We start from the raw sequence: 25,099 nt of genomic DNA, 5'->3' as shown, positions 1-25,099 counted from the left end.
AAGATCAGGCGGGCTTGCGGTAAAGGTTACCGGAAGCCCTGATGACGGAACGCCCGAGAAATCCCGAGGAACGCATGGTCGGCTGGATCGCCAGCCACCAGGCCGCCCTGCATCGCTACATCCTATCCCTGCTGCCGGACCGCAGTCTGGCGGAGGACGTGCTGCAGGAGACCAATCTCGTGCTGTGGCGGAAGGCCGCGGATTACGATCCGGAGCGCCCCTTCCTCGCCTGGGCATTCGGTGTGGCCCGCCATCAGGTGATGGCCGCCCGCCGCGATGCCGGCCGCGACCGGCATGTCTTCAATGACCAGCTCGTGGAGATGCTCGCGGATGAGCATTCGCCGCACGACCACACCAGCCCGGTGCAAGAAGCGCTGGAAGGTTGCCTCAACCAGCTCCCACGCCAGCACCGCGAGCTGATCCTCGCCCGCTACGAACCCGGTGCCTCCGTGCAGGATCTGGCGCGGGCCCGCGAGAAAACTCCCGGCGCTCTGTCCGTGCTGCTGCTCCGCATCCGCAAGACGCTCGAGGACTGCATCGAGCGGAAACTCGGTCCCTCCGCCCTGTCATGAACCCGGACCGTCTCGATCATCTGATCCAGTGCCTGTTCGATGGCACGCTCGACGACGCCACCCGCGCCGAATTGAACGAGTTGCTGCTGGCCTCGAAGGACGCTCGCGACCGCTACCGCCGCTCCACCTCGATCCACTCCTCATTGACACGCCGCGCGGCCGCCCAGCCGGAAACTCTGAAGGTGGTGGCAATGCCTTCCGCACGCCGCACCTGGGTCCGCAATCTCTCCGCCGCGGCTGCCGTGGCATTGCTCGGCACTGCCACCGCGCTTTATTTCCACAAGCCCGGACCGCGCGCCCGGATCGTCTCCGCCTATGACGTGCAGTGGGGTGGCTCGATCTCGCTGGCCGCAAACGACCGCCTGCCCGCCTCCACGCCCTTGGAATTGGTCCGCGGTGTGGCGGAGCTTTCTTATCCCAGTGGTGCCCATGTCACACTGGAAGGGCCGTGCCGCTTCCAGCTCGATAAATCGGAGGCCCTGACCGTGCTCCATGGCCGCGCCTCCGTGCATGCGCCGGAGGGGGCGCAGGGATTCCGCGTGGACACACCGGGAGGACGCTTCGTCGATCTTGGCACGCGTTTCGGGCTGGCCGTGGGCAGCGATGGGACGCAGCCGGTCATCCTCACCGAAGTGTATGAGGGCGAGGTGCAGGTGGACGCCGTGGCGGGCAAGCCGCGCCTCTATCGCGGCGATGCCCGTGTGCTGCTCCAGGATCCCGCCGGTCCGCGTTTGCTGAGCTCGCTCGATACCGATCCGGTCACCGTGCCGAAGATCCTGCCCGCCAGCGCTTCCGTGTCCGACCGCCGCAACCTTGCGCTCGGCAAGCCGGTCATGAGCCCGGGCTATTGCATCCGCCCGCACGGCTCGGTCTTCCCACCGGAGAACCTCACCGACGGTCGCACCGATGACACCGGCGTACCCGGCGATTGGTCGTTCTGGCTCGCTCCGAATGGTGAGAATGGGGAGTTCACCGTAGATCTCGAATCCGTACAGACGGTCGGTCGCATTTCGCTGCAGAACACCGGCAACCGCCGCATCAACGACCGCGGCACCGCCGCTTTCATCGCGCTGGTGTCCGAGGACAACGTCCACTTCACCGCAGCGACGCAGGGATCGCTTCCACGCATCGATCCCACCGCGAGCGGACCGTTTCCGTTCCATGACTTCTCCTTCACGCCCGTGCAGGCCCGCTACGTGAAGGTGGTCGTGACCGACCACTATCGTCACCCGAAGCGCCCGGCCGATCATGAGAATCAAGGCGGCGGCTTGAACGAAATCCGCATCTTTTCCGAATGAAGTTCCCCCTGGCGTTTCTCCTCCCCGCGCTCGTGCCGCTCGTCTGCCAAGGCGAGATCGATTTCGCGCGCGACGTGCAGCCCATCCTCAACGCCAAGTGTACCGCGTGCCATGGCGGCGTGAAGGAAGCCGGCCACGTATCGTTCGTCTATCGCGACAAGGTGCTGGGCAAGGGCGAGTCCGGAAAGCCGGTGGTGGTGCCGGGGAATCCGGATGCCTCGGAAATGATCCGCCGCATCGTGACCCACGATCCGGACGACGTGATGCCGAAGCCCGAGCACGGTCCGCGTCTGCCGGACAAGGAAATCGCGACGCTGACCCAATGGGTGAAGGAAGGCGCGAAGTGGGGAGAACACTGGTCGTTCGTGAAGCCGGAGCGTCATCCCGCACCCGCCGTCTCGAATGCCGCATGGTGTCGCAATCCCATTGATGCCTTCGTGCTCGCACGTCTCGACACCGAGAAGCTGAAGCCTTCGGCGGAAGCGGATCGTGCCGCCCTGCTGCGCCGCGCCTCGCTCGATCTCATCGGTCTGCCGCCTTCGCCCGCTGAGTTGGATACTTTCCAGAAAGACACCACGCCGGACGCCTATGAAAAGCAGGTGGACCGGTTGCTGGCATCGCCTGCTTTCGGTGAACGCTGGGCCTCGGTGTGGATGGATGTCGCGCGCTATGCCGATTCGGAAGGCCTCGGTCTCGACCGCCGCCGCGATGTGTGGAAATATCGCGATTGGTTGATCGAAGCCTTCAACGGCGACATGCCGTTCGATCGCTTCGCCACCGAACAACTCGCGGGCGACCTGCTGCCGAATCCGACGCTCGATCAACAGATCGCCACCACCTTCCAGCGTCTCAGCCAATCGAACGACGAGGGCGGCACGGATGACGAGGAGTTCCGCGTGGCCGCCGTGCTCGACCGGGTAAATACGACCTGGGAGGTCTTCCAAGGCCAGACCTTCGGCTGCGTGCAGTGCCACAGTCATCCCTACGATCCGATCCAACACGACGAGTACTACAAATTCTCCGACTTCTTCAACCAGACGCGGGATTGGGATCTCACCGAGAACCTTCCGGTGATGCGGGTGCCGATCGACCGCACGAAACATGCCGAGGCCGGACAATACGAAGCCGCAATCTCGAAGGCCGAGTCCGATTTGTACGAGATCCATGGTAAATTGAATACCGCCACCCGCTGGGCCCCCGTGAAGGAGATGACCGCCACCGGCAGGGGCACGAAGCTCAAGACCGTGGTGCAGAGCGGTTACTCCGAATTCCGCACCGAGGGGAATGTAGCGAGCAATTCGGTACACACGTTGGTGTTTCCCGCCGCGGCGGATTCTCCGGCGCTGACCGCCCTGCGCCTGGAACTGCTGCCACTGGATGAAGCGAAGGCCCGCCTCACGCCGGAATGGGGATCGTTCCTCAAACGGGTCGAGGTGAGCGTCCTGCTCGCCGATGGCACGCCCGCGCGGCCGGTGCCGCTGGCGCGTTTGATCGGAGACGAGGAACATCCGCTGTTCGATCCGGAGAACTCGCTCAAGGGCAAGCAGGGCTGGGGCCCTTACAGCAAGATCGACCGTACCCGCTGGTGCGTGGTGATCCCGCAACTTCCCATCGTGCTGACGAACGGCGACAAGGTGCAGGTCACGCTCGCCAATGGCGGCACGATCATCTCCAGCTTCCCGATGGTGTCAAAGCGCGGACGCCTCGCCACCACCAGCGATCCGGCATGGACGAACCTCCTGACACGCCCGGATGTGGTCGCGCTGCGCCAGACCCTCATCGACGCGGACAAGAAGCTCGACGCCATCCCCACCACCACCGTGCCGGTGATGCGCGATGTGGAACCCGCCGCCCGCCGCGAAACGCATGTCTTCGTGCGCGGCAACTGGCTGGACAAGGGCGCGCTCATCGGGAAGCCGGACGTGCCCGCGATCTTCCCACGAATGCCGAAGGACGCGCCGCCGAACCGCCTCGGCCTCGCCCGCTGGCTCACCTCCACGGACAATCCGCTCACCGCGCGTGTGGCGGTGAACCGCTTCTGGCTGGAACTCTTCGGCACCGGCATCGTGGAAACGGCGGAGGACTTCGGTTCTTCCGGTATGAAGCCCTCACATCCCGAATTGCTCGATGATCTCGCGGTGCGCTTCGAGACTGACATGAAGTGGAGCATGAAACGCCTGTTGCGCGAGATCGCCACCAGCGCCACCTACCGCCAGAGCGCGGTCATCGCACCCGGCATGAACGAACGCGACCAATCGAACCGCCTGCTCTCCCGCGGCCCGCGCCAGCGCCTCACCGCGGAGATGGCACGCGACAACGCTCTCGCCTTGTCGGGATTGCTTTCCAGCCAGAAACTCGGCAGCCCTGCGTTTCCACCATTGCCTCCCGGAGTATGGAAGCCTTTCGTCACCGATCCCTGGATGACACCGAAGGAAGGGGATGCCGGCCGCTACCGCCGCTCGGTGTATACCTACTGGAAGCGCAGTATTCCCTACCCAACCTTCTCCACCTTCGACGCACCCACGCGCGAACTGTGCAGCAAGCGCCGCATCGTCTCGAACACGCCGCTGCAGGCGCTGACCGTGCTGAACGATCCCGCGTTCGACGAATGCACCCGTGCCTTGGCCAAGCGGATCCAGGACACGCCCGGTGATGACCGCGCGAAGCTCGCCGCCGGTTACCAGTTCACCACCTCCCGCAACGTCGCGCCACAACGGCTCGACCAACTGGTGAAGCTGCATCGCACGCTCACCGAACGTTTCACCGCCACGCCCGATCCCAAGGCCGGAGTCACACCGGAAGCCGCCGCCTACAACGTGACCTCATCCGTTCTTCTGAACCTCGATGAGGCGATGGTGAGATGATTCGCCCTCTTCCTTTTGCGAATCTTGCGCCTCTTTGCGGCTAAAAAATCCTGAAGCCTCAACTCCTTCCCGCCATGAACCTCTTCGAAAAGATCCAGCACGACCGGCTCCAGCAGGTGACGCGCCGCCACTTCCTGCGCGACTGCACCACCGGTCTCGGCGGCATGTGGCTGGCCACCCAGGGGCTGGCGAAGGCGGCGGGCAAACCGGCGATCCTGCGCGATGCCGACAATCCTCTCGCCACGCTCGCGCCGCTGCTTGCACCGAAGGCCAAGCGGGTGATCTTCCTCCACATGGTCGGCGCGCCGAGCCAGCTCGACCTCTTCGATTTCAAGCCGGACCTCAAGCGGCTCAACGGTCAGGAATGCCCGCGGGAATTCCTGGAGGGCAAGCGCTTCGCCTTCATCCAAGGCGTGCCAAAGATGCTCGGCCCGCAGTTCGAGTTCAAACAATACGGCCAGTCCGGCGCGTGGTTCTCGGACCGCCTGCCGAACCTCTCGCGCCACGCGGACAAGCTCTGCTTCATCAAGACGATGCAGACCGACCAGTTCAACCACGGCCCGGCCGAGCTGCTCGTCCACACCGGCAATCAGAACCTCGGCTATCCATCCATCGGATCCTGGGTGACGTGGGGCCTCGGCAGCGACAACCGCAACCTGCCGGGCTTCATGGTGCTGATCTCCGGCGGCCGCATTCCGCGCGTGGGCGCCTCGATCTGGGGCTCCGGTTTCCTGCCATCCGTGTATCAGGGAGTGCAGTGCCGCTCCAGCGGCGAGCCGGTGCTCAATGCCGCGAACCCTCCCGGTGTGAGCCGTGACATCCGCCGCACCGCGCTGGATGCCCTCGACCAACTCGATCGCCAGACGCACTCCGAATTCAACGATCCGGAAACGCTTACCCGCATCGCCCAGTATGAGATGGCCTTCCGGATGCAGGTCTCGGTGCCGGAGGTGATGGACATCTCCAAGGAGCCCGCGCACATCCACGAGATGTACGGCACCCAGCCGGGCAAGGAATCCTTCGCAAACAACTGCCTGCTCGCCCGCCGTCTCGCGGAGGCCGGCACGCGTTACATCCAGCTCTTCGACTGGGGCTGGGACTCACACGGCTCGAACGCCAGCGAGGCGATCAATGATGGCTTCATCAAGAAGTGCCGCGATATCGACAAGCCGATCGCCGCGCTGCTGGCCGATCTGGAACAACGTGGTTTGCTGGAAGACACGCTGGTCGTGTGGAGCGGAGAGTTCGGCCGCACGCCGATGCAGGAGAACCGCGGCGGCACGACGAACCAGTTCGTCGGCCGCGATCACAACCCCGGAGCGTTCACGCTGTGGATGGCGGGTGCGGGCGTGAAGCCCGGCTTCACCTACGGCGAGACCGATCCCGTCGGCTACAGCGCCGCGAAGGACCCGGTGCACATCCGCGACTTCCACGCCACCATGCTCCACCTGCTCGGCTTCGATCACAAGAAGCTGGTCTTCCCCTTCCAAGGGCTCGACCAAAAGCTCACCGGCGTGAAACCGGCGAGGGTGGTGACCGGCGTGCTGGCATAGAGGTAGCGTAAGCATTCCTGCTTGTGAGTGGGAACGGTTGACCGCTCCTCACGATTCCAAGTTACGACCAGGAGTCGTCCGCTGCACCGATGCGCAAACAGTAATGCTTTCACTACTTCAGAGCTACACCGCCACAAAAGTCACTCGTTCACCCGATTCATTCATCATCCCATTTCACTTCCACTTGGCTGCCCATCAATCCGAAGAACCAGTCCCCGCAACGAACCCAACCTTGCCTCTCCCTGCCACTGCGATCACAAACCGTGATCCTGTAAACCACCTGCAATTTGGACGATCCCCAGAAGAAAGGCCCCTTGAAGAAGTCGCGCTTCTCGCTTTCCAACAACCGGAAACCACTTGAATCCGCCCATTCTTCCAAAAGTGTCCGTGCCCGCGAAAGGCGCCAACACCAATGGATGATCGCTGCGATCAAGACGACAACCATCAACACAACCCCGTAGTCATTCATCCTGATGCCTCCTGACGCGCTTCTTCTATCGCGCATCAGGCGTCTCTCCCATTGGAAAGCGGTGGCCCGTTTTCCATCGCATGCTCCTGGCCACTCAGCGCTTCTTGTCCCAATACGTCAGGCCGTGTTCAAAGCAGGAGGCGGAGAGATCCTCCATCTTGTCGGACAAAAACCGGCGGGCGTCCTCGACTCCCTGGTTGTAGGCGAGTGGGGCGATCTCCTTGAGGATGTAGTCGAGCAGGAGGCCGGCCTGCATGTCGCCGAGATCAGTATCAAGTTCCTCGGTGAAATAGCGGCCGAGGGAACGGAGGACGTCTTTTCGTTCAGAGGAAGGGAGCTTGAGAGACATGGGATCGGGATGAAGCTGCGGGAACGACGAAAAGTTGAAGCAAAGAGAACAGGACAAGAATGTCCCTACTCCTTGGAGCTCCCAGTCATGAAAAGAAGCGCGGGTCTTTCAACCCGCGCTTCCAACACCAACGGCGAACGACTGCCGTGACCTGTTACTTCTTGGCCGCGTCGAGCTTCTCGCGGACCTTTTCGGAAAGTTCTGTGTAGAGGGCCTCATCGGCCTTGAGGGCTTCCTTCGCCGCATCACGGCCCTGGGCAAGCTGGGCACCGTTGTAGGCGAACCACGAGCCGCGCTTCTGGATGATGTCCATTTCCAAGGCCAGATCGAGCAGCGAGCCGGTGGAGGAGATGCCCTCCGCATACATGATGTCGAACTCGCACTCGGTGAAGGGCGGCGCGACCTTGTTCTTCACCACCTTGATCTTGGTACGGTTGCCGGTGACGGTGCCATCGGTGGCCTTGATCTGGCCGATGCGGCGGATGTCCACGCGGACGGAGGCGAAGAACTTGAGCGCGCGACCGCCGGGGGTGGTTTCCGGATTGCCGAACATCACGCCGATCTTCTCGCGGATCTGGTTGGTGAAGATGCAGACGGTGCGGGCCTTGGCGATGAGGCCGGTGAGCTTGCGCATGGCGGCGCTCATCAGGCGGGCCTGGGTGCCCACGGTGGAGTCGCCGATCTCGCCTTCGAGTTCCTGCTTGGTGACGAGCGCGGCGACGGAGTCGAGCACGATGACATCAATGGCGTTCGAGCGGACGAGCGCCTCGCAGATCTGGAGGGCTTCTTCACCGGAGGAAGGCTGGGAGACGAGCAGATCGTCCAGATTCACACCCAGCTTGCGGGCATACTGGGGATCGAGCGCGTGCTCGACATCGATGAAGGCCGCCAGCCCGCCCTTCTTCTGAGCCTGGGCAATCGCGGTGAGGGTAAGGGTGGTCTTACCGGAAGACTCGGGGCCGAACACCTCAATGATGCGGCCGCGGGGGAAACCGCCAACGCCGAGCGCGCGGTCGATCAGCAGGTTCCCAGTCGGGATGACATCCACATCCACACGGTGGCCGTCGCCCATCCGCATGATCGCGGATTCACCGAATTCCTTCTGGATGCTGGAAATCGCGAGATCGAGGTTCCGCCTGCGGGCCTCGGCAAGTTTGTCGGTGGCAGGCTCTTCTGATACGGTCTTGGCAGGCATGACGGCACCCTAACGACGATCGCCGCCTGAACAAGCAAAAAGATGTTCGGTTGAACAAAAAAGAGCCTTTTGCTACTCAGGGCTCGACCGGGAACCCTGCCTGCTCAAGCGCCAGCGCGGCGGCTCCGATCATCCCGGCCTCATTGCCAAAGCGGGCCGGAAGGATCATGAGGTGGTCCTTGAACGGCGCGGAAAGCTGGGCGTAGAGGTGGCTGGTCATGGGGCCGAAGACGAGGTCTCCGGCACGTGCCACACCACCGCCGATGATGATCGCTTCCGGATTGAGCAGCCAGCAGCAGTTCATGATGGTGCAGGCGAGCTTTTCCCCCACGTCGTCCCAGATCTGGAGCGCGATGGGATCGCCCGCATGAGCGGCGGAAGCGAGGCCGGCAGGGGTGCAATCCTCGGCGGACTTGTGCGTACCCGCGGCGTGGTAGGCCTCCACGGCGGTGTTGGTGATCTCGTTGTTTCCGACGTAATCTTCCAGCGCGCCGAGATTGCCGTAAGCACCGCGGCGGCCCCGGTAGTCGATGGAGGTCTGTCCGACTTCCCCGGCGCCGTGGCGGGCACCGCGGACCATCTGGCCGTTCGCAATGATGCCGCCGCCGACACCGGTACCGAGCGTGAGACAAACGAGGTGCTTCAGACCGCGGCCCGCGCCGCGCTTCCACTCGGCATAGGCCATGCAGTTGGCATCGTTTTCGACAACGGCGGGCAGGCCGGTCTTTTCCTCCAGCTTCGCCTTCAGCGGGATCTCCACCCAGCCGCGGACGTTGGTGAGGTTGTAAACGACACCCCGGTCGAAATCGACGAAGCCCGGCATGCCCACGCCGATGGCAGCGATGTGCGAATGGCGGGAGCGCAGATCCTCGATCACACGGACCATCGCATCGATGAGATCCTCCGGCTCGTCAAAGTCCTGGGTGGAGATCGGCGGGGCGTGGTCGATGACGTTGCCGCGGAAAACCACACCGGTCTTCACGGAGGTGCCGCCGAAGTCGATGCCGATGGCCAAGGGGGTGTCGCTCATAGAGTGCATCAGACCTATCGGCGACGCGAAAACTTCCAAGTATCAAGTGCCACCCGGCCCAACAGAACCGCGATTCCGCGATGGAAATCTCAACGGAACACCGCAGCGGCGACGTGGCGCAGACCATCGAGCGTGATGTCCGCGTCCACCGCCTGAATCTCCGGCACGCCGGCGGCAATGAGCGCGGCATCCCCGCCGGTGGCGATGATGGCGGGATCGCCCGGAAGTTCCTCCCGCAACTTCGCGAGGATCTCCTTCACCAGCCCGCGATAGCCATAGACGGCTCCCGCCTGCATCGCATGGACGGTGGATTTGCCGATGGCGGATGGCGGTTCCGCGAGTTCCACCACCGGCAGCAGCGCGGTGCGGCGGGTGAGATACTCGCTCATCGAGCCCAGACCCGGAGCGATCACGCCACCGACCCACGCCGGAGAGGCATCCACCACATCGAAAGTCACGGCGGTGCCGAAATCGATCACGATGGCCGGGGCACGGTGGCGGTGAACCACGCCGACGGCGTTCGCCAGACGATCCGCGCCGATTTGCTCCGGCTTTGGATAATCGATCCCGAGACCGAGCGGGCTTTCCGGCCCCAACAGATGAACGGGCGCGTGGCGGCCGAGCACTTCCGCAAGGATCACACGCTTTGCCGGAACCACGGACCCGACCAATGCGGCATCGAAGGAAACGCCGTCCAACAGTTCCGCCACCGTCTCCACACTGATCTCAGGCGTGGCGAGGGTGCCGCGCCATTCCAGCAAGCCGGAGGCATCCCCGAGCGCGAACTTGGTGCGGGTGTTGGAGTTGTCGACGAGGAGCCAGGGCATGGCGTTACCAGCGGTTCGTGAGGAAAAGCTTCGGCTGGCCCGGGGAAACGGCGGGAACGCCCGGGGTCGATTTCACGGACAGGGTGCCGTCATTGAGTTTCAGTTCCAGCGGTCCATCGAGATCTCCGGATTCCAGCCAGAATTTCAGCCACAGTTGCGAGGGCTGCGCGCCGTCCTTGCCGGACAGCGTGGTGTCCGCCGGTTCCACCACGCGGCCGGAGGCGGTACGCAGTGTCACCGGCTTCGTATCATCATGAGGTGCATCCCCCTTCCGCTCCAACATCAGATCGAGCCAGTAGTAGGAATGATCCCGCTTGAGCTGCGCCTGGGCGATCTTGAAGCGCGCGCCCGGATCGGCATTCCAGGCATAGGGCCGCAGCCACGCCCAGCCTGCGAAGAGGGAGGCGAGCACGAGCAGGACGAGCAGGATGCGGGTGGGCCGACGCTTCACGACCACGACGGGAGCGGGAAGCGCCGCCGCATGCAAATGAAAAGGGCGGACCGGAGGACCGGCCCGCCCTTCGACAGGGGAGGTTCGTTAGGGAAGGAATCAGTGCTCGTAGCCTTCCTCGCCGTGGTCGGCGAGGTCGAGGCCCATGCTTTCCTCTTCCGCCGTCGGGCGGAGACCCACGACGGCCTTCACGATCAGGGCGATCACGATGGTCGCGATGATGGAGATGGCCAGGGTGATGCCGATGGCGATGAACTGGCCGGTGATAAGGCCGGACTTGTTCAGGACCAGCTTGCCGGCAGCGTCGGCGACAGCGAGGCCGTTCTTGCCGGCATAGTCAGGCAGGAGCAGGTTGGCGTTCGCGTCGCTGGAAGCGAGGAAGCCGGTGACGATGGCACCGAGGGTGCCGCCAACGGCGTGGACGCCGAAGGTGTCGAGAGCATCGTCATAGCCGAACTTGCCCTTCAAGATGGTGACGAAGATGTAGGGGATGAGACCGGCAAGGAGGCCGATGATCATCGCACCATTGGCAGTGACGAAACCGCAGGCCGGGGTGATCACGACGAGACCGGCGACGACACCCGAGCAGAATCCGAGGACGCTCGGCTTGCCGCGGTGGACACCTTCGATCAGGGCCCACACGAAGCCCGCGGTGGCGGCGGCCAGGGTCGTGGTCATGAAGGCATTGGCCGCAACGCCATCGGCAGCAAGAGCGGAGCCGGCGTTGAAGCCATACCAGCCGACCCAGAGCATGCCGGTGCCGACCATGCAGAGCACCATGCTGTGCGGGGACATCTTGTCCTTACCAAAGCCCAGGCGCTTGCCGAGGATCAGGCAGAGGATGAGGGCGGACCAACCGGAGGTCATGTGAACCACGGTGCCGCCTGCGAAGTCGATCGCGGTAATCTTGGCGTCGGCATTCCACACGCCGTTCATCAGGCCGGTGCCACCCCAGACCATGTGGGCCATCGGGAAGTAAACCACGACCATCCAGAGGGCGACGAACACCATGATGGCCTTGAACTTCATGCGCTCCGCCACGGCGCCAATGATCAGGGCCGGAGTGATGATGGCGAACATGAGCTGATACATGCAGAACACGCTCTGGGAGGGCCAGGCGGCGTAGGTCGTGTTAGGCGCGGCACCCACATCCTTCAGGAAGAAGTATTCGGAACCACCGATGAACGGGCTCTTGAAGTTCGTACCGAAGATCAAGCTGTAGCCGAAGGCCCACCACATGATGGTGACCAGACCGGCGATGCCGAGACACTGGGCACAGATGGAGAGGACGTTCTTGCTACGCACCAGACCGCCATAGAACAGCGCAAGACCGGGTAGCGTCATGAACAGCACCAAGGCCGCGCAGATCATGAGGAAGGCATTGTGGCCCGGACCAGCAATCCCGTTGAGCTTGCCGGTCGCCGAGGGAGCCACGTTGTTGAAGTAGGCATGGATGTCCTTGACGTCGTCTGCGGACGCGGGTTCGGCAGAAGCGGCGGCAGGGGCTGCCGAAGCTGCGGCGGCCGGAGTGGCAGCAGGTTCCTCCGCGTGGGCCGGAGTCGCCAACGGCACGGTTGCAAACGCGATCGCCGCGGCGATGACGGCCGACAGTTTTCGGAATCTTGTTAGGATCATGATAGTCAGGGTTGGTCGGATGGTTCGCCGGGGACCGCGGGCATCCACATCCCCGGGGCGGCAGATCGGCAAAAGCATCCACCGTGCCAAGTTCCCACCGACACTCCGGAGCCATCCCTTTCTCCAACAAAAAAGGCCGATTCTCCCCTTGCCAACGAACTCTTCCGCCTTTTAAAACTGAGGGCAGCGGACCGCATTCCGCCCCGTTTCTCTCTGGACAAGATCTTCAAGAAGAGTTAAATAACTCGCCCGGAAGGTCGGCGTCCCGAGGCCAACAGGCTGCGGAATGCTCACCCCAAATGCTTTTCCTATCACTCCGCCCTGCGGTCCGGTCAGGAAAGACACCAGCAACCGAAAACAGAAACCATGATGCGCAACTATCGCAAAACCATTGGCGCCCTGGCCGCAGCCTCCGCCCTCGTGGCCGGCTATGCCTCGGCGGAAGTCGAAGGCGAACTCCACATCGGCTACAGCTCGGACTACATCTTCCGTGGTTCCGACCAGGGCAGCGGCCTCGCCGAAGCCGGCGCGGACGTTTCCACCGAGTGGCAGGGCCTGACCTTCTCGGGCGGCCTCTGGTACGGCTCCATCGAGAACAGCGACCTGTTCAACCTCGGCCCGATCGGTATCCCGGACCACTACAGCGAACTCGACGTGTACGGTGAAGTCTCCAAGGACTTCGGCTTTGCCACCGCGTTCGTGGGTGCGATCTGGTACCACTACGCCGAAAACAACATCGCCATCCCGCAGGGTGACATCAAGCTCCGCGACGACTCCACGGAAATCTACTTCGGCCTCAGCCGCGAGATCTACTGGGGTATCAACGGCTCCCTCACCTATTACTGGGCCGTGGAAGGTGACAACGGTGGCTACACCGAGCTCGCCCTCGACAAGACCTTCAAGCTCCACGACTGCGTCGATCTCGTCGCTGGCGTGAAGACCGGCTACTTCATCGAAGAAGGCGGCTTCGCCCATGTCACCCCGCAGCTCACCCTGAACGTGAAGGTCACCGACACCTTCACCGTCAGCCCGTATGTTGCCTACTCCATCGAAGGTGACGAGCTTGCCAACGTCTATGGCAACAACAAGATCCAGGCGATCGCCAACGCCGTCAGCGGTGGCAACTTCCCTCCGGGCGAAACCAACCACTTCTACGGTGGCGTGAAGCTCTCGGTGAAGTTCTAATCACCTGACCGCAGCCTCCGGGCCGCGGACAAAAACACTTCAGGGGCGGTTGCTCAGGCAGCCGCCCCTTTTTCGTGCCCGCATGGGGCTAGTCGGGACGTTTTTTCGCCATATGCTAACAGGATTCGGGCGATTCTGAAAGCGGTTGGCACGGTGGTTGCTTGAAATTACGGATGGTATCCACGGGAGCATCCGCTCGCCGCTGCCATCCCCTGAAACCGATCCAGAAATCGAAAACCATGATGCGCAACTATCGCAAAACCATCGGCGCCCTGGCCGCAGCTTCCGCCCTCGTGGCCGGTCACGCCTCCGCTGAAGTGGAAGGAAACATCCACATCGGCTACAGCTCGGACTACATCTTCCGTGGCTCCGACCAAGGCAGCGGTCTCGCCGAAGCCGGTATCGACGCCTCCACCGAATACCTCGGCCTGAAGTTCGCCGGCGGCCTGTGGTACGGCTCCATCGAAAACAGCGACCTCTTCAACCTCGGCCCGGTCGGTATTCCGGACCACTACAGCGAGCTCGACGTGTACGGGTCCGTCTCGAAGGACTTCGGCTTCCTGACCGCGACGGTGGGCTACATCTGGTACCACTACGCTGAAAACAACGTCGCCATCCCGCAAGGTGACATCAAGCTCCGCGACGACGCCCAGGAAATCTACTTCAGCGTCGGCCGTGAAATCTACTGGGGCATCAACGGCTCGCTGACCTACTACTGGGACATCGAGACCGACAACGCCGGCTACAGCGAACTGGGCCTCGACAAGACCTTCAAGCTCCACGACTGCGTCGATCTCGTCGCGTCCGTGAAGGCCGGTTACTACGTCGAGGAAAGCGAGTGGGCGCACGTCACCCCGTCGCTCACCCTGAACGTGAAAGTCACCGACACCTTCACCATCAGCCCGTACGTCGCCTACTCCGTCGAACTCGATGGCCTCGACACCGTCGCTGGCAACAACAAGCTCCAGAGCATCATCGGCACGCCTCCGGGCGAGACCAACCACTTCTTCGGTGGTGTGAAGGCCTCCGTGTCGTTCTGATCCGGCTGGTGCGGCTTGGTGCCGCACCGGACATCCTTTCAAAAGGCGGTCGCGGAAGCGGCCGCCTTTTTGATTTCTCATGCCCGCGGATGAGCGTCGTCATAGGCCTTTCGCAGGCGCTCCTTCGTCACGTGGGTGTAGATCTGCGTGGTGGAAAGGGAGGCATGACCGAGCAACGTCTGCACCGACCGCAGGTCCGCTCCGGCATCCAACAGGTGCGTGGCAAAGGTATGGCGTAGCTTGTGCGGGCTGATGCGGAAGGGAATCGAGCTGTGCTTGAGATACTTCTTCAGCAGTTGGTCGATCGCCTGCTGGGTGATGCGGGCGCGGACCTTGCTGACGAACAGCGGCCCTTCTGACACACCCGCCTGCTGGCGGTACTGTTGGATCGCCGTCATCGCGAGGCCTCCCACCGGCACGATCCGTTCCTTCGCCCCCTTGCCCGTCACGCGCGCGGTTCCGGAAACGAAATCCACATCGCCCACATCCAGGCCGGTGAGTTCCGAAATGCGCAGTCCACAGGAATAGAACAACTCGAGGATGGCCGTGTCCCGCGCCGGAATCCATGCCGCGCTTTGTTTGGGAAGCGGCAACTTCTTTGGCAATTCCAACAACTCTTCCATCTGCGCGAGGTTCAACACGACCGGCAGGGAACGCTCCGGCTTCGGTAGCTCGACCACCGCCACCGGACTGGAAGCCAGGCCGTGGCGATGCACGAGAAACTTGTAAAAGGACCGCAGCGCCGCAAACCGCAGCCGGATGGTGGCGCGCTTGAAATCCTGCTTCATCAGCGCGAAGAGATATGCGCGGAAGTCATCGGTGGTACACTCCTTCCATCCGGCGAAGGCCTCACCGCGCCAGGTCATGAACGCGCCGAGCGCTTCGTGATAGTTCCGGCGGGTCAGCGGTGACGCGCTTTTCTCGGTCTCCATGAACCGGAGGAAATCATCGGCCAGATCGTCCGCCATCACCTGCATTGAAGCGCTTCCACGAAAAAGCTCCAAGCACAATGGCGCCACTCAGGGAGAGCCGGCCCCATATTTGAGAAACTCCTTGTACGGTCCCGGTAGTGGCTGGCCCGCGCCCAGGGTTTCCTCGAACAAACGGGCCAAGGCGGCGGCCTCCAGCAATCGCTGGCGACCCGGCACATCGCGGCTCTCATCCTCCGACCCCCATCTCCGGATCGCAGTCTGCACATCCGGATCCGCTTTATAAATCCGCAGCGCGTTGAGCGCCGCCTGGCGCGCCACCGTTTCAGAAGCACCGCCGTCCGCGGTCATCGCCGTATTGTAGGCATCCAGAGCCTCGATGGGTTTTCCGAGATTCTCCAGAGCCACGCCATGGCAGTAGGAAATCTGCGCACGCTGGTAGCCGGGCAGTTCTTCGCCAGCGCGTTCGATGGCCATCGCGTCGAGCTTCTCCCAATTTTTCGAACGCATCGCGTCCCAAAACACGTGGATTTCCATCTGGCGGAGCTGGCAATCGCGGATCAATCCATCACTGCGGTAGGCCTGCAGCGCCTTGGCCAACGCCTCGGGATCATCCATCTGGCGCAGGCATTCGAGTTCATAAAACCCGGCGATGACCGATGGATTCTCCGGCACTCCATGGATCGCCTGATAGGCCGCTTTCACCGCAGCGAAGCTCTCCCGGGCTTCCTTGTATTTGCGACCGCGGTATAACTCCATCGCATCCTTCAAAGCCGCGGGCTGGAAGAAATACACCGACTTCACCCCTGCGGCGGGCACGTCCTTCACGACCGCCGATTTCTCCGCCTCACGGCAATGATAAATGCCGTCTCCTGCGGCGATCATCCACACCTCCTGGAACTCGCCTTTTTCGGAAATGAGATAAGCACGCACCGCTGCCTGCGGCGCGGGAGCGGAAGGTTCCGCGTGAAGCATTCCCGCACTCACGAGCCAGAACAGCAGCACCCGGCCAAGGAACCGTCTCATCGCTTCGGCCTCCCTTCTCCTTCGGATTTCTTCTTCGCCTGCATTTCGCGAAGACGTGCGAGGCCAGCCTTCGACTCCTCCTCCACCGCCGCATGCTCGCGGCTGCCTGCCAGTTCTCCGGCCTTCTTATAGGCGGCTCCCGCTCCGGAAAAATCGTTGGCGGCCAGTAGCAATGCCCCCTTCAGGTTCATCACTTCGTCGAGATTGTCCGCTTCCGGGAACTCCTTCTCCAACCGGGCGACCAGATTCAAAGCGGGCGCGCTTTCCTGCAGGGCCGCATGACAGCAGGCGCGGTCATAAAGCGCATAGGAGGTGAATGGATTGCCCGGCGCTTGATCGCACTTCGCGAGCACGCCATCCAGCAACTCCGCCGCCTTCGGCCAATCCTGCAATCGCGCGCGGTTCGAGGCCTGCATGAACAACGCTTCAAGGGCGAAGCGGCTGCGCGGATACTTCGCCACATGATCGTCCAACAGCGGCCGTGCCTTCGCATGCTGGCCGGTGTAATAGAGCGAGCCACCAAGCACATGCAGGCACAGGTCATGCTCCGCGCCGCCAGCTTCCACGGTGCCCAGCAGCGGTTCCGCCAGCTCGATACAACGCTCGTAACGGCCCTCCGCGAACAAAGTGGAAAGCAGCGTCTTCCTTATTTCCGGCGCATGGGTGGAGCGTGGAAAAGCGGCGATGAACTTCCGGCCGTAGGTGTCCGCCTTCATGCCCTCGCCGATGAGCGAAGCGGTGCGCACCAGATTGAAAAGATTCTCCTCCCGGTTCGCGGAGCGTTCGTAGTAACGCTCCAGTTGCTCATACGCGGCACAAGCTCCGCGGAGGTTGCCCGCCTTCTCATGCAGGAGCGCGATGCCCGCCAATCTCACCGCCTCCACCGGCTGGCCACCGCGACGTTCTTCCTCCAGCCTCGCCAGATCCGCCTGCATGCGCGCGCGATCCACGAGACGGCCGTCATCGACCACTCCGGGCCGGGATGAAAGCGCGGCGATCGCAGCCTTCAAATCATCCACCGCCACCGCCGTATCCGGCACCAGTTGATAGATGGCGAAAGCCGCGCGGGTGAACCCGGCCGCGGTCACATCCGCGGCCAGCTTCAGATAACTGCGTTCATAGGCGGCCGCATCCGCCGGTGCGAAGGTGAGATCGGCGCGGTTCTTGGTGAGGAAGTCGATGAGCACCTGCTCGCTCTTCTCCTTGATCGACGCGGCCACCAGTTCCTGGAAGCCGGTGACCAACGCGGCATCCGGAGTCGGAAATACGTTCTTGTTGCGCAGCGCGATCTCAAGATTCTCCCCGCCCTCCGGCAGATGTCCCAGCTTCAGATGGCTGACCGCCAGATTGATGTGGAACATCCCCTGCGGAAACGAATCGGCAACCTTGTCCCGCTCTTCGAGGAACTTCTGATACATCCGGGTCGCAAGATCCCAGTCCCCCGCCCCGACCGCCGCATCCCCCCATTTCAGCAGCGCCTTCTTGTAGTAAAGATTGCCACGATCTTCCGGCGTGTTCGGATAACCTTGATAACAACGCTCGAACGAACGCATCGCATCCTGCCAGCGCCGCATCTGCAATTCACAGATCCCTCGCCGGTACCAGACGACTCCGAACTGCGCGCCATACAACTTCGCCGCATCCTTGTCGTAGGTATCCGCCGCCTTCATCATCAGGGGCAGGGCCTGGTCCCATTTCTCGGCATCCATCGCCGCGAGGCCTTCGGTGACGAGCTTGCCCAGATCGGCGTCCTCCGCTCCACGTGCTGGCACCGTCACCATCAGGGCGGCGACGGCACACGGGATCAAAACGGATCGCGGAGATGACATGGAAGGAGAGTTACGATTTCGCAGGCGTCTTCCGTTCGGACAATTCGCGGCAGATCGGGCACTTGGTGCCATCACAACCGCGGGCGGAGCAGTATTCGCGGCCGTAGAAAATGATCTGGAGGTGGAGTTTGTTCCAACGATCGCGCGGGAAGAGCTTCTTCAGATCGCGCTCGGTCTGGACCACGTTTTTCCCGGAGCTCAGTTTCCATCTCTTCGCCAGCCGGTGGATGTGCGTATCGACCGGAAAGGCGGGCACGCCGAAAGCCTGGGACATCACCACCGAGGCGGTCTTGTGGCCCACACCCGGCAGCGCCTCCAAGGCATCGAAATCCGCGGGCACCCCGCCGCCGTGCTCCTCCACGAGAATGCGGGACAGCCGCGAAATCGCGGATGATTTCTGCGGCGAAAGGCCACACGGACGGATGATCTCACGGATCTCTTCCTCCGGCACCTTCATCATCGCCTGCGGTGTGTTCGCGCGGGCGAACAAGGCTGGCGTGATCTGATTGACCCGCACGTCCGTACACTGCGCGGACAGCAGCACCGCGATCAGCAGCGTGAAGGAGTCCGTGTGGTCGAGCGGAATCGGGGTTTCCGGATACAACTCTTCCAAGCGGCGGGACACGTGGGCGGCACGCTCCGGTTTCGTCATGGCGGGAGCATTCCACGCGAACGGGGCCGGAGGCAAAGGAAAGAGCGTGAAAAAGCCCGGCGTACTCCGCAAGCGGCTGTCCGGGGACACGATTCCAGTCCGCGTCCCCGGCAATACCTGATCGGTCCGATCAGGCAATGTTGGTGAACACCACCTGCACGTCGTCGTCATCCTCGACCTTGTCGAGAATCACCTGCACCTCGTCCATCTGGGCCTCGGTGAGTTCCACCGGAGTGGTCGGGATGCGCTCCAGGCCGGCTTTCTTGGTGGCGATGCCGAGGCCTTCGACGCCCTGGGTCAAAGCGGAGAATTCCGTGTAGGGGGCGATCGCGCGGGCGAGGCCGTCCTCGACATTGAGTTCCTCCAGACCGCTGTCGATCAGGGCGAACTCGATTTCCTCAAGATTCATGTCCGGCGTGACCTCGAACTCCACCACCGCCTTGCGGTTGAACATGAAGTCGAGCTGGCCGCTCTGCACGATCTGGCCGCCGTTCTTGTTGAAGATGGTCTTGAGGTTCACCACCGAGCGGTTGGTGTTGTCCGTGGCGCACTCGATGTAGAACAGGCTGCCGTGCGGGCCCTTGCCCTCGTAGTAGACTTCCACGATGTCCGCAGCGTCATTGCCGGCGGCGCGCTTGATGGCGGCGTCGATCTTGTCCTTCGGCAGGTTCTGGGCCTTGGCATTGGCGATGGCCATGCGCAGCGGGGCATTGCCCGCCGGGTCCGGGCCGCCGTTCTTCGCGGCCATGGTGATGGCTTTGGAAAGCTTCGGGAACACCCGAGACATCGTGTCCCAGCGTGCTTCCTTGGCGCGGCGTCGGCATTCAAAGGCTCTTCCCATGGTCGTGGACGGTGGTTCGGCCCCAATTCAAGCCAGCCGGACGCCGAGGGCAAGGCGGGATGCAGGAGTAAGCACATGGGATTTTGACCACGGATTTTTGAGAAAGAGAGATGGGACCGCAGATGACGCTGATTTCGCAGATTTGAATAAATCCACCTCTTCAATCTGCATCATCAGTGTCATCTGCGGTCCAGCTCTTCATTCGATCCGTTGAATCCGTGCAATCCGTGGTCATTTCCGCCCTTTGCTCAAAGGAAGAGAATTCGCCATTTACCATTCATCCATTAAGACTTACGGAAACCTCGTGACCGATCCGCAGCCCGCCCTGACCGGAATGAACCCCGAAACCCTCGCCGAATGGCTGAAGGGTGAGGGCGAACCCGCGTTCCGGGCCGGGCAGATCCTCAACTGGATCTGGAAAAAGAAGGTCGCCTCGATCGACGGGATGACCAATCTGTCCGCCGCCCTGCGTGCGAAGCTGGCGGAGCATTTCCGCCTCCACGCGCTGGAGCACACCCACACCCAGGGCAGCAAGGACACCACCCGCAAATTCCTCTTCCGCCTCCACGACCACCGCTACGTGGAAAGCGTCCTCATTCCGGCCAACCCCGCCCTCTATGGCGAGAAATCGGACCGCCGCACCCTCTGCGTGTCCTCCCAGGTCGGCTGCGCCTATGGCTGCAAGTTCTGTGCCTCCGGTCTCGCCGGATTCACCCGCAATCTCCAGCCATCCGAAATCGCCGGTCAGGTGCTGGCGGCGGAAATGCTCAGCGGCGAGCGCGTGGACAACCTCGTCTTCATGGGCATGGGCGAACCGCTGGCGAACCTCGACAACCTGCTCGCCGCAGTCTCGATCATCACCTCGGACTGGGGACTCCATCTTGGTGCGCGCCATCTGACGATCTCCACTTCCGGCCTCGTCCCGCAGATTCAAAAGCTGGCCGATCACCCGCAGCAGATCCGCCTGGCGATCTCGCTCCACGGCGCGACCGACGATGTCCGCGGCCAGATCATGCCGGTGAACAAGAAGTGGGGCACCGCCGAACTCTTCGGCGCGCTCGACTACTGGAACTCGAAGAAGAAGCAGCACCTCACGCTCGAGTACATCCTGATCGACAACGTGAACGACTCGCTCGAGCAAGCCCGCATCCTCGCCGGGCATGCCCGGCGTTTGAACGCAAAGGTGAATCTGATCCCCTACAACACCGTCGAGGGATTGGAGTGGGTGCGCCCGAGCGAAACCCGCTGCAAGGCCTTCCGCGATATTCTCAAGAACGCCGGCGTTTCCGCGACCCTGCGTCTCGAAAAGGGCCACGACATCGACGCCGCCTGCGGCCAGCTCCGTCTCAAGCAAGAGACTGAAGAGGGCATCATCGAAGCTCCGATGAAGCAGCGTTGAGCCGCATCACGTCATTTGGCCTTCGCCAGCTCCGCGATTTGCGCAGGCGTCAGCGCGCCATCGTAGATACGGAACTCGTCCACCTTGCCGTTGAGATACGGATCACGGTCGGTTTGTGAGCGGCCGATCCAATTCCGCGGCGTGTTGCCGAGGCGGAACGGCGGAAAGTCGATGGCCGGGTTGCTGCCTGCTTCCACGCCATTGAGGTAGAGCGTTCCCTTTCCACCGGACAGCGTCACCGCGACATGCACCCATTCCTTGGCCGGAAACGCGATCGTGCCTTCGATGCGCTGGGCGTTGTAACCGTAGACCGTGGAAACCTCGAACCGCGGCATGCCATTCCCTCGGTTCGGTGTGAGGTACATCCACTGGCCGCGGTCATCGCCGAAGTCGAAGATCCGTGACCACGTCGCCGTGGATTCAAGATTCACCCAGGTGGCGATGGTAAAACCGGAGAGCTTGCTCACGACGCCCGCAGGCAGTTGCACATACTGGTCCTTGCCATTCAGCAACACCGCATTGCCCATGCGTCCTTGCGACCACAGACCTTTGTTCGGAAGGAGACCTGTGGCGGAAGAAGACGCGGCATTCGCCACGGTCGTGCCAGCGGTCTCATCGAACTTCAGATAGACGCCTTGCACCGGCGCAGATGCAAAGCTCACCACATTGGAGGGCGCGCTTTCTTTCCCCGCCTTCGTGGCCGTGACAGTGTAGAAGCTATTTCCGGCAGGCGCATCCGTGTAGGTGAGCAGATCCTTGATGCCACCAGCGACGGTCGTATAAGGCCCCTCCGCCGTGGTCGCACGTTTTACGGTGTAGGACTCCGCCCCCTGCGCTCCCCACCACGATAGCACCGCCTTGCCCTCGCGCTTGCGGACAACGAGGCCGCTCGGCTTGGGATACTTCACCTCCGGATCGCGGGTGGCGGTCAACGTGCCGAAACCGAGTTGGTCGAAAGACGAGGCATGTCCGCCGCCACCGCCTTCCGGTCGCACATGCGCGGCGAACTGCGCCGAATACGGAGCCGCGAGACCCATGCGGTTTACGTAATGGTTGTAGACCAGTTCATATCCAGCCCGGAAAGCAGGACGCCCGTCTGCGGACACGACCGTTTGTTCCTTGCGATCCCCCTTCGGCCCCGTGCCCCAGATGTACGGCTCGAAGGGCACGTCCTGCCCGAGGTTGTACTTCGCCACATACTCCGCGCCGGCGAGGAAGCGATTGTTGTCCCGGCTGTACCAATCCTGCCCCTGGTTCCACGCCGTCTCCATGATCGGCCCCATCAGCGCGATGCCGAGCGTGGTGTGACCCTGGTCGCGCCCGGCTTCCTGCCACTGGCCGAGATTGCCATCGTGGACATAGTAGATCGCCTTGTCGAAGGCTCCATTGCCCTTGCCGTTTTGGAAATAGGACATCGCCTCGTCATAGATGTCGCGTCGGTCGCACAGGATGCCGATCGCCTGCATGGCGGCGATGTTGCACAGATCCCAGTTCGCCCAGTAGTTGGTGATGGCCGCGCCGTTGTGCCCTTGGAGGAACTGTTGGTTCTTCGGGTAAAACACCTTCAGCATCATCTGCTGGAAACGGGCGAAGTCCTCGCGCTTCCAGCCCGGATAGGTGCGCATGATCTCCGCGGCATTCGCGAACTGGTAGCCGTAGATGCCCACGCCCAGGAAGCGGTCCGCGTTTCCATTGAGCTCCTTCATCGTGCCAGACCACGCGTTGAGAATCTCGACCGCCTTGTCCGCATAGGACGTCTCACCGCTGATCTTCCACCGCAACGCCAGTTGGTACGACGCATGCACGTCATTGAAGAGCAGTGGGAAGTTCTGCCCCTGCCCGCCCCGGACGACGATCTCCGTGGGCCGTGGCTTCCAATTCAACTGCGCCTGCGAGCTTGCGCACAACTTGTCCCAGCCTTCCTTCCAAGGACTCTGCCCCGACTTCACCTTCGCCCGCATCCGGGTGAAGTCCGTCTCCGTGTGCATCAAGCCCGGGTGCGTAAATGCCTTCCCGGGCGCTTGCGGCACTTGAGCCCCGCACAATCCGGCACCCACGAACACAGCCACGCAAAAATGGATCGCGCATCGGGCGAGGAGAAGGCGCTTCAAATTCATGGCGCGATCCTGCCCGTTCAAGCTCCGGAGATCTATTGGACAAATATCCCGGCTTCCGGATGCCTCCTCCTTGAAAGAAACAAAAACACCCGCCTCCTTGCGGAAGCGGGTGCCTTCAAATTCAGGGGCCGGGCGCTTGGAAAGCGCCGCCACGGAACCTTATTCGCCGAGGCCGAAGCGGACGAAGCGGCGCACGGTGAGCGTGTCGCCGAGCTCCTTACCCTTGGCTTCGAGCAGCTTGGTGATGGAGGTGTCCGGGTCCTTCACGAAGCCCTGCTCGAGGAAGCAGCTCTCGGCGAAGTACTTGGCGATCTTGCCGTTGATGATGTTCTCGATGATGTTGGCCGGCTTGCCGGAGTCGGCGAGCTGGGCGCGGAAGATGTCCTTCTCCGCTTCCACCACGTCGGCCGGGATGTCCTCGCGGGACAGACCGCGCGGAGCGGCGGCGGCGATGTGGAGGGTGAGGTCCTTCACCAGTTCGCGGAAGCCGGCGGTGGAGGCGGTTTCGGCATTGCCAGCACCGACTTCGATGAGCACGCCGACCTTGCCACCCATGTGGATGTAGGAGGACACGGCGCCTTCACCGGCGGCGTCGAAGCGGACATACTTGCGGAACTGGAGGTTCTCACCGACTTCGGCGATCTTGGCCTTCACGGTTTCTTCCACCGGAGCACCGAGGAAGGACACCTGCTGGGCGGCGTCGAGATCGGCGGCGCTGCTGGCGATGAGGGTGTCGGCGAGGCCGTTGACGAAGCCCTGGAAGTTGTCGTTGCGGGACACGAAGTCGGTCTCGCAGTTCACTTCGAGGAGGATGCCGGACTTGCCGTTCTCGGAGAGGCGGGCGGTGATGATGCCTTCGTTGGCGGCGCGGTCGGCCTTCGAGGAGGCCTTCACGATGCCCTTCTCGCGCAGGAGCTTCGCGGCGGCTTCAAGGTCGCCCTGGGTCTCTTCGAGGGCGCGCTTGCAGTCCATCATGCCGGCGTTGGTCTTCTTGCGGAGGTCGTTGACGAGGGAAGCGGTGATCATAATGAGCGGTTCGTTGGAAAGCGGTGGTAGGAAAACAAAACGGGCGGCCTATGGTGGTGCCAAGGCCGCCCGCGTGACAAAGCGGTCAGGCCTTGGCGGAGACGACGATGGCGTCCACCAGGTTCTGGAGCACGATGCGGATCGAGCGGATCGCGTCGTCGTTGGCCGGGATCGGGTACTGCACCACGGACGGGTCGGCATTGGTGTCCACGATCGCGACGATCGGGATTTCCAGGCGGCGGGCCTCAGCCACGGCGATGGACTCACGGGCGGAGTCCACGATCACCACGGCGTCCGGCTTCTGCTCCATGCCGCGCACGCCCTTGAGGTTGCGCAGGAGCTTCTCGCGCTCACGGCCGAGGGCGGCGAGCTCCTTCTTGGACATGGCCTTGAATTCCGGCTGCTTCTCGATGTTTTCGAGGTACTTGAGGCGCTCGACCGACTTGCGCACGGTGGCGCTGTTGGTGAGCATGCCACCGAGCCAGCGGTGGTTCACGTAGAACTGGCCGGTCGCCTCGGCGGCCTCACGGACGGCGTCCTGGGCCTGGCGCTTGCAGCCGACGAAAAGGATCTTCTTACCCTTGCCGGCAAGCTCGGAAAGGAAGTCAGCGGCCTTGTCGAGCTGCTGGACGGTCTTTTCGAGGTTGATGATGTAGATGCCACCCTTGTCCTTCATGAGGAAGGGCTTCATCTTCGGGTTCCACTTCTTGGTCTGGTGACCGTAGTGGACGCCGGCGTCCACCATCTCGGAGATAAGTTCGTTGATCATTGGTATTCTGTGTGTCCCGCCTTGATTCAGGACGGGCGATTTC

At 62.5% G+C, this 25,099-nt stretch carries 22 protein-coding genes; 7 read left to right on the top strand and 15 right to left on the bottom strand.

What is annotated here, in order from left to right:
• Positions 1 to 41: 41 nt before the first annotated feature.
• The 4 genes from KBB96_RS17840 to KBB96_RS17825 all read left to right on the top strand — a co-directional run bounded on the left by KBB96_RS17840 (position 42) and on the right by KBB96_RS17825 (position 6,287).
• Entirely contained in the window at positions 42 to 572 is a 531-nt protein-coding gene (locus tag KBB96_RS17840) for a sigma-70 family RNA polymerase sigma factor (RefSeq protein WP_211630849.1), read from the top strand.
• Positions 569 to 1,870 (top strand): discoidin domain-containing protein, encoded by a 1,302-nt coding sequence (locus KBB96_RS17835; protein WP_211630848.1) that lies wholly within the window; start codon positions 569 to 571, stop codon positions 1,868 to 1,870. Before KBB96_RS17840 ends, KBB96_RS17835 begins: the two co-directional genes overlap by 4 nt.
• Positions 1,867 to 4,734, top strand: coding sequence for a PSD1 and planctomycete cytochrome C domain-containing protein (locus tag KBB96_RS17830; protein WP_211630847.1), 2,868 nt, complete (start codon positions 1,867 to 1,869; stop codon positions 4,732 to 4,734). The genes KBB96_RS17835 and KBB96_RS17830 overlap by 4 nt, the downstream gene beginning before the upstream one ends.
• 74 nt (positions 4,735 to 4,808) lie before the next feature.
• Positions 4,809 to 6,287, top strand: a complete 1,479-nt coding sequence (locus KBB96_RS17825; RefSeq protein WP_211630846.1) for a DUF1501 domain-containing protein — start codon at positions 4,809 to 4,811, stop codon at positions 6,285 to 6,287.
• Between the two features lie 157 nt (positions 6,288 to 6,444).
• Here the strand turns inward: KBB96_RS17825 and KBB96_RS17820 are convergent, their stop codons facing one another.
• From KBB96_RS17820 to KBB96_RS17790, 7 genes are all read right to left on the bottom strand, one after another.
• The gene (locus KBB96_RS17820) at positions 6,445 to 6,756 is read right to left on the bottom strand and encodes a hypothetical protein (RefSeq protein ID WP_211630845.1); all 312 of its coding nucleotides are present in this window, start codon (positions 6,754 to 6,756) and stop codon (positions 6,445 to 6,447) included.
• A 94-nt stretch (positions 6,757 to 6,850) separates the two neighbouring features.
• Entirely contained in the window at positions 6,851 to 7,105 is a 255-nt protein-coding gene (locus tag KBB96_RS17815; protein ID WP_211630844.1) for a DUF2164 domain-containing protein, read from the bottom strand.
• 154 nt (positions 7,106 to 7,259) lie between these two features.
• The gene (gene recA / locus KBB96_RS17810; RefSeq protein ID WP_211630843.1) at positions 7,260 to 8,300 is read right to left on the bottom strand and encodes a recombinase RecA; all 1,041 of its coding nucleotides are present in this window, start codon (positions 8,298 to 8,300) and stop codon (positions 7,260 to 7,262) included.
• 76 nt (positions 8,301 to 8,376) lie between these two features.
• Positions 8,377 to 9,330, bottom strand: coding sequence for an ROK family protein (locus tag KBB96_RS17805; RefSeq protein ID WP_211630842.1), 954 nt, complete (start codon positions 9,328 to 9,330; stop codon positions 8,377 to 8,379).
• A gap of 89 nt (positions 9,331 to 9,419) precedes the next feature.
• Positions 9,420 to 10,157 (bottom strand): type III pantothenate kinase, encoded by a 738-nt coding sequence (locus KBB96_RS17800; RefSeq protein WP_211630841.1) that lies wholly within the window; start codon positions 10,155 to 10,157, stop codon positions 9,420 to 9,422.
• Positions 10,158 to 10,161: 4 nt separating this feature from the next.
• Positions 10,162 to 10,608 (bottom strand): hypothetical protein, encoded by a 447-nt coding sequence (locus tag KBB96_RS17795; protein WP_211630840.1) that lies wholly within the window; start codon positions 10,606 to 10,608, stop codon positions 10,162 to 10,164.
• Between the two features lie 99 nt (positions 10,609 to 10,707).
• Positions 10,708 to 12,243: an ammonium transporter gene (locus tag KBB96_RS17790; protein ID WP_211630839.1), complete on the bottom strand. Its 1,536-nt coding sequence runs from the start codon at positions 12,241 to 12,243 to the stop codon at positions 10,708 to 10,710.
• Between the two features lie 366 nt (positions 12,244 to 12,609).
• Between KBB96_RS17790 and KBB96_RS17785 the strand changes: the two genes are divergently transcribed.
• The gene (locus KBB96_RS17785) at positions 12,610 to 13,428 is read left to right on the top strand and encodes a TorF family putative porin (protein WP_211630838.1); all 819 of its coding nucleotides are present in this window, start codon (positions 12,610 to 12,612) and stop codon (positions 13,426 to 13,428) included.
• 239 nt (positions 13,429 to 13,667) lie between these two features.
• Positions 13,668 to 14,468, top strand: coding sequence for a TorF family putative porin (locus KBB96_RS17780; protein WP_211630837.1), 801 nt, complete (start codon positions 13,668 to 13,670; stop codon positions 14,466 to 14,468).
• A gap of 77 nt (positions 14,469 to 14,545) precedes the next feature.
• On the opposite strand, the gene KBB96_RS17775 is transcribed toward KBB96_RS17780, so the two are convergent.
• From KBB96_RS17775 to KBB96_RS17755, 5 genes are all read right to left on the bottom strand, one after another.
• Positions 14,546 to 15,445: a tyrosine recombinase XerC gene (locus KBB96_RS17775; protein ID WP_211630836.1), complete on the bottom strand. Its 900-nt coding sequence runs from the start codon at positions 15,443 to 15,445 to the stop codon at positions 14,546 to 14,548.
• A 42-nt stretch (positions 15,446 to 15,487) separates the two neighbouring features.
• A complete protein-coding gene (locus tag KBB96_RS17770) occupies positions 15,488 to 16,423 on the bottom strand; it encodes a Mul1B family putative transporter subunit (RefSeq protein WP_211630835.1) in 936 nt (311 codons plus the stop codon).
• A complete protein-coding gene (locus tag KBB96_RS17765) occupies positions 16,420 to 18,252 on the bottom strand; it encodes a tetratricopeptide repeat protein (protein WP_211630834.1) in 1,833 nt (610 codons plus the stop codon). The genes KBB96_RS17770 and KBB96_RS17765 overlap by 4 nt, the downstream gene beginning before the upstream one ends.
• Before the next feature lie 10 nt (positions 18,253 to 18,262).
• Complete coding sequence (gene nth, locus KBB96_RS17760) at positions 18,263 to 18,904, bottom strand: endonuclease III (protein WP_211630833.1); 642 nt, start codon at positions 18,902 to 18,904, stop codon at positions 18,263 to 18,265.
• A gap of 130 nt (positions 18,905 to 19,034) precedes the next feature.
• Positions 19,035 to 19,745, bottom strand: coding sequence for a YebC/PmpR family DNA-binding transcriptional regulator (locus tag KBB96_RS17755; protein WP_211630832.1), 711 nt, complete (start codon positions 19,743 to 19,745; stop codon positions 19,035 to 19,037).
• Positions 19,746 to 20,049: 304 nt separating this feature from the next.
• On the opposite strand from KBB96_RS17755, the gene rlmN reads away from it, so the two are divergent.
• A complete protein-coding gene (gene rlmN, locus KBB96_RS17750) occupies positions 20,050 to 21,144 on the top strand; it encodes a dual-specificity RNA methyltransferase RlmN (RefSeq protein ID WP_226373578.1) in 1,095 nt (364 codons plus the stop codon).
• An 11-nt stretch (positions 21,145 to 21,155) separates the two neighbouring features.
• Here rlmN and KBB96_RS17745 read toward each other — a convergent pair whose 3' ends face one another.
• From KBB96_RS17745 to rpsB, 3 genes are all read right to left on the bottom strand, one after another.
• The gene (locus KBB96_RS17745) at positions 21,156 to 23,132 is read right to left on the bottom strand and encodes a LamG-like jellyroll fold domain-containing protein (protein ID WP_211630830.1); all 1,977 of its coding nucleotides are present in this window, start codon (positions 23,130 to 23,132) and stop codon (positions 21,156 to 21,158) included.
• Between the two features lie 288 nt (positions 23,133 to 23,420).
• On the bottom strand, positions 23,421 to 24,287 hold the full coding sequence (gene tsf / locus KBB96_RS17740; protein WP_211630829.1) for a translation elongation factor Ts: 867 nt from the start codon (positions 24,285 to 24,287) through the stop codon (positions 23,421 to 23,423).
• An 85-nt stretch (positions 24,288 to 24,372) separates the two neighbouring features.
• Positions 24,373 to 25,056 (bottom strand): 30S ribosomal protein S2, encoded by a 684-nt coding sequence (gene rpsB, locus KBB96_RS17735; protein ID WP_211630828.1) that lies wholly within the window; start codon positions 25,054 to 25,056, stop codon positions 24,373 to 24,375.
• Between the last annotated feature and the right edge of the window lie 43 nt (positions 25,057 to 25,099).

The organism is Luteolibacter ambystomatis, from assembly GCF_018137965.1.
Classification (GTDB): Bacteria; Verrucomicrobiota; Verrucomicrobiia; order Verrucomicrobiales; family Akkermansiaceae; genus Luteolibacter; species Luteolibacter ambystomatis.
Note: the sequence above shows the minus strand (reverse complement) of the source record. Positions and strands in the feature narration are given on the sequence as shown.

Excerpts from the sequence above, each read along its gene's own strand:
- KBB96_RS17840 (WP_211630849.1), top strand. The coding sequence starts at position 42 with ATGACGGAACGCCCGAGAAATCCCGAGGAACGCATGGTCGGCTGGATC.
- KBB96_RS17835 (WP_211630848.1), top strand. The coding sequence starts at position 569 with ATGAACCCGGACCGTCTCGATCATCTGATCCAGTGCCTGTTCGATGGC.
- KBB96_RS17830 (WP_211630847.1), top strand. The coding sequence starts at position 1,867 with ATGAAGTTCCCCCTGGCGTTTCTCCTCCCCGCGCTCGTGCCGCTCGTC.
- KBB96_RS17825 (WP_211630846.1), top strand. The coding sequence starts at position 4,809 with ATGAACCTCTTCGAAAAGATCCAGCACGACCGGCTCCAGCAGGTGACG.
- KBB96_RS17820 (WP_211630845.1), bottom strand. The coding sequence starts at position 6,756 with ATGAATGACTACGGGGTTGTGTTGATGGTTGTCGTCTTGATCGCAGCG.
- KBB96_RS17815 (WP_211630844.1), bottom strand. The coding sequence starts at position 7,105 with ATGTCTCTCAAGCTCCCTTCCTCTGAACGAAAAGACGTCCTCCGTTCC.
- recA (WP_211630843.1), bottom strand. The coding sequence starts at position 8,300 with ATGCCTGCCAAGACCGTATCAGAAGAGCCTGCCACCGACAAACTTGCC.
- KBB96_RS17805 (WP_211630842.1), bottom strand. The coding sequence starts at position 9,330 with ATGAGCGACACCCCCTTGGCCATCGGCATCGACTTCGGCGGCACCTCC.
- KBB96_RS17800 (WP_211630841.1), bottom strand. The coding sequence starts at position 10,157 with ATGCCCTGGCTCCTCGTCGACAACTCCAACACCCGCACCAAGTTCGCG.
- KBB96_RS17790 (WP_211630839.1), bottom strand. The coding sequence starts at position 12,243 with ATGATCCTAACAAGATTCCGAAAACTGTCGGCCGTCATCGCCGCGGCG.
- KBB96_RS17785 (WP_211630838.1), top strand. The coding sequence starts at position 12,610 with ATGATGCGCAACTATCGCAAAACCATTGGCGCCCTGGCCGCAGCCTCC.
- KBB96_RS17780 (WP_211630837.1), top strand. The coding sequence starts at position 13,668 with ATGATGCGCAACTATCGCAAAACCATCGGCGCCCTGGCCGCAGCTTCC.
- KBB96_RS17775 (WP_211630836.1), bottom strand. The coding sequence starts at position 15,445 with ATGCAGGTGATGGCGGACGATCTGGCCGATGATTTCCTCCGGTTCATG.
- KBB96_RS17770 (WP_211630835.1), bottom strand. The coding sequence starts at position 16,423 with ATGAGACGGTTCCTTGGCCGGGTGCTGCTGTTCTGGCTCGTGAGTGCG.
- KBB96_RS17765 (WP_211630834.1), bottom strand. The coding sequence starts at position 18,252 with ATGTCATCTCCGCGATCCGTTTTGATCCCGTGTGCCGTCGCCGCCCTG.
- nth (WP_211630833.1), bottom strand. The coding sequence starts at position 18,904 with ATGACGAAACCGGAGCGTGCCGCCCACGTGTCCCGCCGCTTGGAAGAG.
- KBB96_RS17755 (WP_211630832.1), bottom strand. The coding sequence starts at position 19,745 with ATGGGAAGAGCCTTTGAATGCCGACGCCGCGCCAAGGAAGCACGCTGG.
- KBB96_RS17745 (WP_211630830.1), bottom strand. The coding sequence starts at position 23,132 with ATGCACACGGAGACGGACTTCACCCGGATGCGGGCGAAGGTGAAGTCG.
- tsf (WP_211630829.1), bottom strand. The coding sequence starts at position 24,287 with ATGATCACCGCTTCCCTCGTCAACGACCTCCGCAAGAAGACCAACGCC.
- rpsB (WP_211630828.1), bottom strand. The coding sequence starts at position 25,056 with ATGATCAACGAACTTATCTCCGAGATGGTGGACGCCGGCGTCCACTAC.